Here is an 11,756-nt window from a genome sequence, read left to right as displayed (position 1 = left end):
AAATAACAGAAGTTAGATTTCAAAAACGGAAAGTGGATTATATTCAAGGGTTGCTTAAAAAGAGATTAAATGAAGGGGGAGGATTTAAAATTTTGCAAAATTTATAAATTTCGCCAAATTTTGCTTGGCGAAATTTAACTAAAATTTATCTAAAAATCCCCACACTTTCGCGTATTAAGCGCATTTTTTCACTTGCGATTTTTTGCGCCTTTTGCGCACCATAAGCCAAAATTTCATCTAGCTTTTTCTTATCAGCTAGCAACTCAGCGTATTTTTCGCGCGCCTGTCCGAAATACTCACTCATAAGCTCGCCAAGATACATCTTAAAGTGTCCGTGCCCCTCGCCACCACGCTCATATCGAGCTTGCAAGGCTTTTTGTCCTGCTTCGTCTAAAAAGAGTTTTGCTATATTATAAACATTGCAGTTTTGCCACTGTTTTGGCGCTTCGAGCGGCTCAGATGTCGTAACAATCGAGCCGATTTGCTTTTTTTGCTCCTTTGGCGAAGAAAAAATATCAATCGTATTTCCGTAGCTTTTGCTCATTTTTGCGCCGTCCGTGCCAGGGACTATTGCGACATTTTCGCTGATTCTAGCGCTTGGCAGGGTTAAAATTTCGCCATGCGCGTTGTTAAATTTCAAAGCGATATCACGCGCGATTTCGACATGCTGAATTTGATCTTTGCCCACAGGCACGCTCGTAGCGTCGTATAGCAAAATATCAGCCGCCATTAGCACAGGGTATGAAAACAAATCGTGCTTGCTCTCAAAGCCCTTTGCGACCTTGTCTTTGTAAGCGTGAGCGCGCTCTAATAGCCCCATTGGCGTGTATCCGCTAAGTATCCAGTAAAGCTCCAAAACCTCTTTCACATCGCTTTGCACCCAAAATGTCGATTTTTCTGGATCGATTCCCAAAGACAAAAACGCCGCAGCCGCCTCATAAGTGCTCTCTTTAAGCTTCGCACCCTCGCTAACAGAGGTGAGCGCGTGGTAGTTTGCGATGAACAAAAACAGCTCCTCGCCTGCATTTTGCGCATCTACCATTTGCTTAATGCTGGCAAAATAATTCCCCAAATGTAGCCTGCCTGAGGGTTGAAGCCCAGTTAGCGTGCGTGGATTTGAAATTTTAGATTTTTCACTCATTTTTTAACCTCTTTTTTGATAATTTTTAATAATTTTTCGATAACTTCTTTTTGCGAATTTTTCTCTACATTTACGATATAATCGGCCTTGGCGCTGTATTTTTTATCCCTTTGCTCATGCAGGGCGCGCGCCTTTTTCAAATCAGCTAAAAGTGGTCGTTTTGCGATTTTTTTGCTAGCGTTTTGGCTAGAATTTATGCGCTTAATTATCGCATCGAAGCTCGATTTTAGGTAGATTACGGTGCCAATTTTGTTTAAATTTTTAACAGCATAAAACCCGCCACCGCTCGAAATTATCGCGCCGCTTACATTTTTTTCCAAAAATTTAGCGAGTTTTTTCTCTATTTTGCGAAATTCAACCTCGCCCTGCTCCTCGAAAATTTTGCGAATTTTTTTGTTTGCGTAGCTTTCGATCATATCGTCGCAATCTATCGCAAAGCGCCCGCTAGCCCCAGCCAAAGCGCGCGCGAAAGTCCCCTTGCCAACGCCCATAAAGCCGATTAAGATTATATTTTTTGCGCTCATTTTTGCCCTTTTTTCAAATTTGCCTCGCCCTCATCGTCATTTCCGCGATTTTTAGGGATTATGACCAAAGGCGTCCCGCTTAAATCAAATTTCTCTCTAAGTTTGTTCGCCAAATAGCGTTTATAGCTAAAATGTAGCGCGCGCGGACGATTCATCACAAGCGCGATTTTAGGCGGAGCGAAACCAAACTGCGCCGCATAGTAGATTTTTACGCTCTTACCCTTATCATGCGGAAGCGGGTGAGCTTTGGTCGCTTCTTCGATTAGCGCATTTAAATGAGCGGTTTTTATCTTTTGCGTGTAATTTTTATAAACCTGCAAAATCAGCGGGTAGAGCTTGTGTATGCGTTTGCCACCAAGCGCGCTTACACTAATAACCGGCGCGTAAGCTAGAAATTTAAATTTATCGCGCAAATCGCGCACCATAGCGTCAAATTCGGCCTCGCTTTTGTCCCATTTATTTAGCACTATTATCACGCCTAGCTCAAATTTAGCCGCAAGCCCAGCTATACGCTCATCTAGCTCGCTAAATGGCTCAGAAGAGTCCAAAACCAAAAGCGCAATGTCTGAATTTTCTAAAATTTTCTCCGTTCTATTTAGCGCAAACCTCTCTATTCCCTCGATTTTACCGCGCTTTCTGATACCAGCAGTATCCACAAACTCAAACCTTCTGCCCTCAAATTCATAGCTTTCATTGACAGGATCTATCGTCGTGCCAGCCACACTGCTTACCACCGAGCGTTCGTTTTTCACAAGGGCGTTTAAAAGGCTAGATTTGCCCACATTTACCCGCCCGATGATACCTACATTTATGGTTTTATTCTCGTAATACTCGCTCTCATCGCTCTCTTTGATTTCGCCATTATCGTCAAAATTTTCTAAAAAATCATCGAAATCCTCGCTCTCGTCCCCTCGCACAGGCGCAGGATCTAAGTGAGTATAAATCCAATCCCTAAGCTCGTCAATACCGACATTATGGCTGACAGATAGCGCAAACATCTGCGCGCCAAATTCGTTAAATTCCCAGCTTCGCTCTTCATCTTTTTTGCTATCTACTTTATTTACGAGCAAAACTATCGGTTTGCCTAGCTTTTGCAAAGAAAAGAAAATTTTGCGATCCTGCTCGTCCGGGAGCAGTTTGCCATCGACCATAAAAAGAATAATATCCGCATTTTGCGCCTCGGCTAGGGTTTTTGCCTGCACGCGCGCAAAAAGCTCGCTCGTATCGTCAAGTCCGCCAGAATCGACTATCATCGCATTTCTATCATAAATTTGCACGGCGATTTTATTCGTATCCCTCGTGGTGCCTGAAACCTCGCTAGTAATGGCAATTCTAGCGTTTGCGAAGCGGTTAAAAAGGCTTGATTTCCCCACATTTGGGCGCCCTATTATCATCACTGTTTTCATAATACTTCCTTTGATTTTTCTCATTATAGCCAAATTTTATTAAGTAAATCAAAATTTAAAAACAGCTATAATTATAGGCTTTTTTGAGGGGTCAAATTTTGAAATACAACAGCTTTTTATTGCACCATTTAAGCATTTATTATATGTTGCTTGCATGCTTTTACAACTCCATTGCAGGGACATTTGCTAAAATTTTGGCCATGCAAATCCCAGCCATCGAGGTCGTGCTGTTTCGAAATTTATTAGCCCTTTTTATCATTTTATACATTATGCGCAAAAATCGCAAAATTCAAGCACAACCAAGCCGCGGCGGACATCCGTGGATGCTTGCTACGCGCGGAGTTATCGGGATTTTGGGCTTAATCGTGTTTTTTTACAACCTTACGCAACTAAGCCTAGGCGAGGCCTTTACCTTCCAAAAAACAGCGCCGATTTTTATCGCTGTGATTGCATATTTTGCGCTAAAAGAAAAATTATCCAAATTTGGCTGGTTTGCCGTATTTTTGGGCTTTGTGGGTATCGTTTTAGTGATACAGCCTCACTTTGGAATTCACGCTGGACATATTTTTGGGATTTTAAGCGGTCTGTTTGCCGCGATTGCGCTCACGGCTGTCAGGGAGCTGCGCAAGTATTACAGCGCAAATGTAATCATACTCTCAGCCCTACTTGCAGGCACGCTAATGCCGATACTTTTCATGGTGATTGCCGAATTTATCGAAATTCCTGCGCTAAATTTTATGATTAGCAAATTTGTCATGCCAGATCTCATGGGCTGGGGAATTGGCGCGATTTTGGGCATTTGCGGGCTGTATTATCAGTCCTATCTCACCAAAGCCTACGCCGCTACCAGAAAGGCAGGGATCGTCGCCACACTAAGCTACACGGATATTATTTTTTCGATGATTTTTGGGCTAGCTTTGGGAGATATGCTCCCAAATTTCACCGCACTTTGCGGAATCGCGCTGATAATTGCGGCTGGAATTTTGATCGCAAATAGGAGATAATTTTGGGTTATTCTAAATTTTGGCTTAAAAATTTAGGCGTGTATTATATGCTAATCGCTAGCTTTTATTTCGCGCTAAATGGGGCGCTAGCCAAGGTCATGGCAGAGCAAATGAGTAGCGTAGAAATCGTGTTTTTCAGAAACGCCGTAGGGCTGGCTATTGTGCTAATCTCGCTAAAAAGGCTAAAAAATTTCGGCGTGGGCGGGAAGCCGTGGCTACTTTTTTTTCGTGCATTTATCGGCAGTTGCGGGATTATAGCGACCTTTTATAATATCGCTCACATCGAGCTTGGCACGGCTTTTACCTTCCAAAAAACAGCCCCGATTTTCACCGCACTTTTCTCGTCGTTTTTCCTAGGCGAAAAGCTGAGCTTTAAAGGCTGGTGCGCCATAATGCTCGGTTTTGGCGGGATTTTGCTCGTTATCCAGCCTCACATTAGCATTGCGCCGACTGATATCATCGGCGTTTTTGGCGGTATGTGCGCGGGTCTAGCATACACCAGCGTCAGGGAGCTTCGCAAATACTACGCCACGGATATCATAATCCTAGTTTTCGTCTTTGGTGCTGCGCTTGTAAGCTCTGCGCTAATGTGCGCTGAATTTGCGCTAAGGGGAGGCGAGATTGAAATTTTAGGCGTGATTTCGAGCGCGAATTTAAGCAAATTTGCCTATTTTAACATGCCAAATCTCTTTGGCTGGGTTTTGGTCGCATTGCTAGGAATTAGCGGAATTTATTTCCAAAAATACATGACGCGCTCTTACGCAGCCTCCAAAAAGGCCGGCGTTGCGGCTGCGATTAGCTACACAGACATTATCTTTACGCTGATTTTAGGCGTCATGCTAGGGGATAGCTTGCCGAATTTAATGGCATTTTTGGGGATTTTGGTCGTCATCGTAAGCGGAATTTTAATCGCAAGAGAACGCTAAATTTAGCCGAATTTTAAAATTCCGCTGTCCGCAAGCTTGGATACTGCACCCGAAATTTTGCCACTAAGTGTCATTGCGAGGCGTGATAACGCCGAAGCAATCTACAAAGCTAAAATTAAAGGCAGGGTAAATAGCAGAATTTTAAATTTCCTTGAATTTCAATTTTTTAATAATTGCAATCCGCTAGGATTTTTAAAGTCTAATCTTTTTATGCGGGGGCGGTGCTCAGAGTTGCGAGGGCCGCCCGCCCCCGCACCCCCCACCAGGCCGACGCCCATACTGTGGCGTGCTATGCACGCATTTATTTTATGGAATTTTGCTTACGCAAAATTCTTTGCAATTGCGCTTATAAATAAAATTTTGCAAAATTTGAAAATTTACTTCAACTCGCCCCAGCTAGTAGCGATATCTAGGCTTGTGACGAGCGGGACATTTAAATTCACGACATTTTGCATGATTTCCCTAATTTTCGCGCCAAATTCCTGTGCATACTCGCTTTTTACCTCGAAAATCAGCTCATCGTGGATTTGCAAAACTAGCCTTGCCTCCGCGCTTAAATGCGGCGAAATCTCAACCATAGCCTTTTTGATAATGTCCGCTGCCGAGCCTTGAAACTTCGTATTTACCGCCTCTCGCTCATAAGTGGCTAGAAGCATTGGCGAAGCATTGGCGAAATCAAAATACCGCCTGCGCCCAAAAAGCGTAGTGATAAATCCGTCGTTTTTGGCGCTGTTTTTTAGCCCCTCCAAAAACTCCTTAATCGTCGCAAACGAGGCGAAATATCGCTCGATATAGCCCTTGGCCTCATTTCGCGGAATTTGCAAATTTTGCGCTAGTTTGCTTGCCCCCATGCCATAAATCAAGCCAAAATTTATACTCTTTGCAATCGCCCTGTGTGCGGGTTCGCTATCCCCAAAAATGCTGATTGCAGTGCGCGAATGTATGTCCTCGCCCGCCGCAAATGCCTGCAAAAGCGCAGGATCCTTGCTAAAATGCGCCAAAAGTCTAAGCTCGATTTGCGAATAATCCAGCGAAAGCAGGCTATACCCCTCCTGCGCGATGAAGCAGTTTCGCATATCCTTCGCCAAAGCCCCACGCGCGGGGATATTTTGCAAATTTGGGTTTTTGGAGGATAGCCTGCCAGTGCTGGTGCCTGTTTGCATGAAATTTGAGTAAATTCTGCTATTTTCGTTTTTCTTCGCAAGGGCGTAAAGTGGCTCACAATAGGTGCTTTGAAGCTTGTAAAGCTCGCGATAAGCTAGGATTTTTTCGATTACTGGGTGAGCGTTGATGAGCCCAGCAAGCACGCTCTCATCGGTGCTGTAACCTGTTTTGGTCTTTTTTTGGCACGGCAAACCCAAATGCTCGAAAAGCACCACGCCAAGCTGTTTTGTGGAGTTTATGTTAAAACTCTCGCCACTAAGCTCGTAAATTTCGTTTGTCAGCACCCTAAGCGCGCTTTCGTTGCGAGAAATCAGCTCGCTTAAATTCGGCTTTGAAATTTTAATTCCTGCATTTTCCATATCGCGCAAAACACGCACAAATGGGAATTCTAGCGTTTTTGCCAAATTTAGCAACTCTGACGAGAGTAAATTTTGAAATTTAAAATAAAATTTCAAAGTTATCCACGCATCTTCGGCTGCGTATTTCGTGGCCTCATCAAACTCCAAACTCGCAAAAGTCTCGCCTTTGGCAACAATATTTTCAAATTTAATCGTGTCATAGTCAAAATACCGCTTAGCTAAATTATCCATACCCACGCTCTCGCTAGGATTTATGAGCCACGCTAAAATCATCGTATCAGCGAATTTGCGTGGCGGTTTTATGCCGAAATTTTGCTCTATGATATTAAAATCGTATTTTAAATTTTGCCCCACGACAAAGCCAGAAAAAATCCGCTCAATCACCATTTTCGCCGAATTTAGCGAAATTTGCTCGCCTACACCTAAGTAATTATGCGTAAGTGGCACATAATACGCCCTTTGCTCGTTGAAACAAAACGAAAAGCCCACGATTTTGGCGTTTTTGCTATCTAGCCCAGTGGTTTCGGTATCAAATGCCACGATAGTATCCTCGCTAATGCCATCGCAAAGGCGCGCTAGCTCGCTCTCGTCCCTCACACACACTGGCTTAAAAGCTAGGCTCTCTTCGCTTTTATCGCCCTCGTTTTCGAGCGCAGAAAGAAGTTTGTGTAGCTCGTATTCGCGCAAAATTTCTTTGATTTTATGAAGCGGATTTTGCTCGGGAAAAACGGCGTTTTGCAGTGGCGAAATTTCGACCTCATCGCAAAGCGTGGCAAGCTTTTGGCTCATAAAAGCTTCGTTTTTAGAGGCGATGAGATACTCGCGCTGTTTGTTTGGTGGCAAAAGCTCGATATTTTCGTAAATCCTCTCCAAACTCCCCCACTCATCAAGCAGTTTTTTCGCCCCCTTTTCGCCTATGCCTTTTACGCCTGGGATATTATCTGCGCTGTCGCCACAAATAGCCAAAAAATCAATGATTTGCTCGGGATAGACGCCGTATTTTTCATAGCACTCATCGCGGCCATAAAGCATTTTTTTAGCATGGCTATAAATGCGCGTCTCACCACCGATTAGCTGATAAAGGTCTTTGTCGCTAGTTACGATATTGATTTTGTGCGTGTCGCGATAGGCTTTGACCACGCTTGCTATCAAGTCATCGGCCTCATAGCCCTCTTTTTGCGCTGTGCAAAAGCCCATTTTCTCTATCATTTCTATGCAAACCGGAAGCTGTGCCAAAAGAGCGTCCGGCGGGGTTTGGCGGTTTGTTTTGTAGTTTGGGTCAATATCTGAGCGAAAGGTCTTGCCCTTGCTATCAAGGGCGAAAATTATATAATCGCTTTTGAACTCTCGCTCCAAATTTGCGATAAAATTCGCAAATCCGCTCACCATGCCACTTGGCTTGCCACCTTTGGTCTTTAAGCTACTCATCGCATAATACAGACGGAAAAAAAAGCCAAAAGTGTCGATAATCGTGATAGTTTTCATACATTTCCTTAAATTTTGATTTTGCGTAGTGTAGTGAAATTTGGCTAAATTTTGCAAATTTTAAAATAAAACTTGATTTATCTCAATCACTAAATTTCAAAATATCGATATAATCTATCATTTTCAAAGAAAGGATATTTCATGGATTTTTTCAAAGATTGGGAAGAATTTAACCCAGAAGGCGCAAGTGTGAAATTTTATCGCACAAACAAAGATAATTGCGAATTTATTGGCTTTGATTCGCGCTCTTGTGTCCCACCAGAACCTATGATAAATGGGCTTGTAGCTCTGAATTTAGTAAAAGACAAAAATACAAAAGTAGTTATGGTAAATCACAAATTTCCAATAGGCTTAATCCCAAAAATCGAAGCTAAATTTGATTACGAAAGGCAAGATTTACCTAGCGGTGGCGTTAAGATCGTATTTAGCCTAAAAGACGGCGCAAGTAGCGGTGATTTGGATACAAATGTCTCTTGCCACGGATAGAATATGAACTTTACCACATTTTCGCCACCATTTCGCATAGTTGGTGGATATTTTATTTGTGGGCTAGTGTTTTTAGTCCTTAGCATTTTTGGCTTTTATAACGCCGATTTTTATGGACTAACCAGCCTAAAAACTGCTTCGTTTTTTCATATATTTTTACTAGGTTTTGCCCTTAGTATCATTATTGGCGCACTTTATCAGCTAACCTCTGTCATCATAGAAAATAAATTTTTCAGCACTAAATTTGCCTTTGCAAATCTTTTTGTATTTGCTGGCTCGGTTGCGATTTTGTCTCTTGGCATGTTTTTAGAAAAACTACCACTTTTGCACGCAGGTGGCGGTATAGCGATGCTATCTTTGCTGTTTTTTGGCACAAACTATGCGCTTAGCTTTGTTAAGGCAAAATCATACAAAACACCAAGTATTGCGCTAATAATCTCATCAATCTACCTTATCATAGGCATAATACTCGGATTTTTGCTAGTTCTTGTAGTAACTGGGGCGAGCGAGGCTGATTTTAGTAGAGTTTTGGCTTATCATATATACTTTATGTGTGGATTTGTATTTTTCGTCATCGTTGGCGCTGGGTGCGTGCTTTTGCCGATGTTTAGCTTAGCACATGATTTGAGTTTTTTACCAGCTAAAATTTCTGGTTTGCTCTATTTGATTTGCATATTTTTTGTAAATTTTGATTTTGGAATTTATCTTTGTGCTTTGGCATTTGCGATTTTTGGGGCGCAAATTATCTACATTTTATCAAAGCGAGTAAGGCGTAAAATTGATTATTGGAGCGCAAATATATTTTTGTCACTAGTAGCGCTTGTTTTGGGATTTTGCTTATGGAATTTTGATAAAACCCAAAGTGCGATTTTTTGCCTATGTTACGGATTTTTATACGCATTTATCTGTGCTCATTTGTATAAAATTGCGCCGTTTTTGATCTGGTATCATTATGTATCGCCTTATGTGGGCAAAGGCAAAATTCCACTACTTGAAGATATGATTATCAAAAATTTGGCCTATTTTGCGATATTTGCAAACATAATCGCACTTGTTTTTATCGTATTTAAAATCACAGCGTTTGCGCTTATTTTTCAAGCACTAAGTATCATTTTTGTCGCAATAAACATAATAAATGTCTTTAAATACACTAAATTTGGAGTAGAAAATGGAAAAGATAAAGGATAAAATCTACACTGCACTTCGCGCTGTAATCGACCCTGAGGTTGGATTTGATGTGGTAAGTCTAGGATTAATTTATGGCGTTAGCGTTGATGAACACCAAAACGCCACAATCACAATGACCCTATCGACTCGCTCATGCCCGTTACACGAAATGATGATAGAGTGGGTAAGAAATGGCGCAAGTAGCGTAGATGGCGTAAAAAATGTCCAAATCGAGCTAGTGTGGGAACCAGCGTGGAATATCGAAATGGCGCAAGATCATGTCAAAAAAGCGCTTGGAAAAATTTGAAGGTTTTATAACCTTCAAATTTGTTAAATTTGGTGTTAAATTTATATAAAATTTATCGCAAAAACAGCTGGTTTTGGGAGTTTGCGCAGGCTGTCTTTAAGCATTAATTTGTTTTTTGCGCCCGCGATTTGCAGGGTTAAATTTTCGAATTTAAACTCCAAATTTTTAAGGGCGTTTTCGTTTAAAATCCTAGCAAATTCGCACAAAAAGCTAAGCCACGCTAATGTTCGCTCGCCCGGTAAAATTTCGCTTAAATTTGCAAAATTTGGGCTTAAATTTGGCTTGCCGTGCATTGCGATAATCGCCGCGATTAGGGCTTTTTGCTCGTGGCTCGTGCGGTAGTTTAGCCCATTTAGCACCATGGAAGCTGCGCTTTCGTGTTTGGCATAAAAGCCGAGCCTTGCGCCAATCTCGCAAAGTTTGGCGGCATAGCAAAGCGGGCCAATGTATCTATCTTCTAGCTTGTGAAGCGAGAAAAGCACGCTAAAAAGGGCTTTGGCGAACTTGTCTGCGTGCGAGCTTTCGCTAGCAAATCTATCTTGCAGACTTTTTAGGCTTGGGTTGAAATTCTTTGGCAAATTTGCCCCGTGCAAAATCGAGCCCAAAAACACACCCTCTCGCACGCCCACACCGCTTGTAATCACGCTTTTTGCGCCGATTTTTTTAGCAATCTCGCTAAAAATTATCGCACCCTCTCTAATCGTATCATAACGCTCTTTTTTTATCGGAAATTTGGCTAGTTCTAGGGTTTTGGCGCCGATTAATTTGCTAAAAAACGGCGCGTATTTTTCGTAATCGTAGCAGTAATTATGCACGATTTTAATCGGATAATTCTCAATCGCCATTATGGCATTGCTTAGCGCTCTTGCCGAACCGCCCATAGCGATTAAATTTGAGCTGGCAAATTCATCGCCAACCGCGCTGATTGCCTCATTTATATAGCCATATAGCCCGGCCATATCGCCTTTGTCAAAAAATAGCTCTTTTAGGCGAACGGTGCCTAAATTTAGCGAAATTTTGGCCTCGATTTTACCATTTTTAATGCGCGCAAGCTCAGTCGAGCCTCCGCCGATATCCACGCTCACGCCATCTTTAAAATCGCTAAGGAGGTTGTGTGCGGCGTATCCTCCAAAATATGCCTCACTCTCGCCATCTATTTTGCGGATTGCGATTTTGGTTTTTTTAAAAACTAGCTTGATAAACTCGCCCCCATTTGGAGCGTCGCGCAGTGCAGAAGTGCCTACGCAAAGCACCCTTTTGGCGCCGTATTTTTGGAGCAATTCTTTGAATTCCACAAACGCGTCAAGGCATTTTTGCATAGCCGCTGGTTGCAAAACTCCGCCGTTTTCATACGCGCCCTCGCCTAGGCGGACTTTGATTTTGTGCTCTGCAAGGATAAAAAACCCAAATCTGCTCGTTCGCTCAAAAATCACTAATCTGGCAGAATTTGAGCCTAAATCAATCACTCCAACGCGTTTTGGCATTAATAATCCATGTGAGCGTGTTTGTATTTAAGCTCACCCTCGGTTTCGATATTATCAGGATCGTATGTGATACACTCGACAGGGCAGACTACGATGCAGGCTGGTTCTGAGTATTGATCCACGCACTCGCAGCACCTATCTGAATCAATCATATATGTCGGCTCGTCCTCGAAAATCGCCTCATTTGGGCACTCTTCGCGACACGCATCGCAACTGATACACTCGTCTGTAATCATCAAAGACATAAATTTAACCTTTACAAAAAAAATTAGTGCATTTATACACTAAAAACTTTTAATTTTA

At 42.4% G+C, this 11,756-nt stretch carries 11 protein-coding genes; 5 read left to right on the top strand and 6 right to left on the bottom strand.

The features are described 5' to 3' along the window. Positions 1 to 145: 145 nt before the first annotated feature. Genes trpS through der form a run of 3 tightly spaced genes read right to left on the bottom strand, consistent with a single transcriptional unit; the run spans position 146 to position 3,071 of the window. Entirely contained in the window at positions 146 to 1,141 is a 996-nt protein-coding gene (gene trpS, locus OFN67_RS07830) for a tryptophan--tRNA ligase (RefSeq protein WP_270868848.1), read from the bottom strand. Beyond that, positions 1,138 to 1,665 (bottom strand): shikimate kinase, encoded by a 528-nt coding sequence (locus OFN67_RS07825; RefSeq protein ID WP_270868849.1) that lies wholly within the window; start codon positions 1,663 to 1,665, stop codon positions 1,138 to 1,140. Before OFN67_RS07825 ends, trpS begins: the two co-directional genes overlap by 4 nt. Beyond that, positions 1,662 to 3,071, bottom strand: a complete 1,410-nt coding sequence (gene der, locus OFN67_RS07820; RefSeq protein ID WP_270868850.1) for a ribosome biogenesis GTPase Der — start codon at positions 3,069 to 3,071, stop codon at positions 1,662 to 1,664. The genes OFN67_RS07825 and der overlap by 4 nt, the downstream gene beginning before the upstream one ends. A 98-nt stretch (positions 3,072 to 3,169) precedes the next feature. On the opposite strand from der, the gene OFN67_RS07815 reads away from it, so the two are divergent. Together OFN67_RS07815 and OFN67_RS07810 are read left to right on the top strand one after the other, a co-directional pair. Further along, positions 3,170 to 4,075, top strand: a complete 906-nt coding sequence (locus tag OFN67_RS07815; RefSeq protein WP_270868851.1) for a DMT family transporter — start codon at positions 3,170 to 3,172, stop codon at positions 4,073 to 4,075. 2 nt (positions 4,076 to 4,077) lie between these two features. Continuing rightward, entirely contained in the window at positions 4,078 to 5,001 is a 924-nt protein-coding gene (locus OFN67_RS07810) for a DMT family transporter (RefSeq protein WP_270868852.1), read from the top strand. A gap of 377 nt (positions 5,002 to 5,378) precedes the next feature. On the opposite strand, the gene polA is transcribed toward OFN67_RS07810, so the two are convergent. After that, complete coding sequence (gene polA / locus OFN67_RS07805) at positions 5,379 to 8,009, bottom strand: DNA polymerase I (protein WP_270868853.1); 2,631 nt, start codon at positions 8,007 to 8,009, stop codon at positions 5,379 to 5,381. Positions 8,010 to 8,150: 141 nt separating this feature from the next. Here polA and OFN67_RS07800 point away from each other — a divergent pair, with 141 nt between their 5' ends. The 3 genes from OFN67_RS07800 to OFN67_RS07790 are packed head-to-tail and all read left to right on the top strand — an operon-like array spanning position 8,151 to position 9,969. Beyond that, positions 8,151 to 8,495 carry a hypothetical protein gene (locus OFN67_RS07800; protein ID WP_270868854.1) on the top strand — a complete coding sequence of 115 codons (345 nt, stop codon included), beginning with the start codon at positions 8,151 to 8,153 and terminating at the stop codon, positions 8,493 to 8,495. 3 nt (positions 8,496 to 8,498) lie between these two features. Beyond that, positions 8,499 to 9,683: a peptidase M50 gene (locus OFN67_RS07795; RefSeq protein WP_270868855.1), complete on the top strand. Its 1,185-nt coding sequence runs from the start codon at positions 8,499 to 8,501 to the stop codon at positions 9,681 to 9,683. Next, positions 9,673 to 9,969: a metal-sulfur cluster assembly factor gene (locus OFN67_RS07790; RefSeq protein ID WP_270868916.1), complete on the top strand. Its 297-nt coding sequence runs from the start codon at positions 9,673 to 9,675 to the stop codon at positions 9,967 to 9,969. The genes OFN67_RS07795 and OFN67_RS07790 overlap by 11 nt, the downstream gene beginning before the upstream one ends. Before the next feature lie 41 nt (positions 9,970 to 10,010). On the opposite strand, the gene OFN67_RS07785 is transcribed toward OFN67_RS07790, so the two are convergent. Next, a complete protein-coding gene (locus tag OFN67_RS07785; RefSeq protein ID WP_270868856.1) occupies positions 10,011 to 11,453 on the bottom strand; it encodes a Ppx/GppA phosphatase family protein in 1,443 nt (480 codons plus the stop codon). Further along, positions 11,453 to 11,698, bottom strand: a complete 246-nt coding sequence (locus OFN67_RS07780) for a YfhL family 4Fe-4S dicluster ferredoxin (protein WP_270859720.1) — start codon at positions 11,696 to 11,698, stop codon at positions 11,453 to 11,455. Before OFN67_RS07780 ends, OFN67_RS07785 begins: the two co-directional genes overlap by 1 nt. Positions 11,699 to 11,756: the final 58 nt, after the last annotated feature.

The organism is Campylobacter sp. JMF_11 EL3 (assembly GCF_027736965.1).
GTDB lineage: Bacteria > Campylobacterota > Campylobacteria > Campylobacterales > Campylobacteraceae > Campylobacter_B.
This window is presented reverse-complemented; position numbering and strand designations above follow the sequence as displayed.

Coding starts and splice junctions, on each gene's coding strand:
- trpS (WP_270868848.1), bottom strand. CDS start 1,141: ATGAGTGAAAAATCTAAAATTTCAAATCCACGCACGCTAACTGGGCTT.
- OFN67_RS07825 (WP_270868849.1), bottom strand. CDS start 1,665: ATGAGCGCAAAAAATATAATCTTAATCGGCTTTATGGGCGTTGGCAAG.
- der (WP_270868850.1), bottom strand. CDS start 3,071: ATGAAAACAGTGATGATAATAGGGCGCCCAAATGTGGGGAAATCAAGC.
- polA (WP_270868853.1), bottom strand. CDS start 8,009: ATGAAAACTATCACGATTATCGACACTTTTGGCTTTTTTTTCCGTCTG.
- OFN67_RS07800 (WP_270868854.1), top strand. CDS start 8,151: ATGGATTTTTTCAAAGATTGGGAAGAATTTAACCCAGAAGGCGCAAGT.
- OFN67_RS07795 (WP_270868855.1), top strand. CDS start 8,499: ATGAACTTTACCACATTTTCGCCACCATTTCGCATAGTTGGTGGATAT.
- OFN67_RS07785 (WP_270868856.1), bottom strand. CDS start 11,453: ATGCCAAAACGCGTTGGAGTGATTGATTTAGGCTCAAATTCTGCCAGA.
- OFN67_RS07780 (WP_270859720.1), bottom strand. CDS start 11,698: ATGTCTTTGATGATTACAGACGAGTGTATCAGTTGCGATGCGTGTCGC.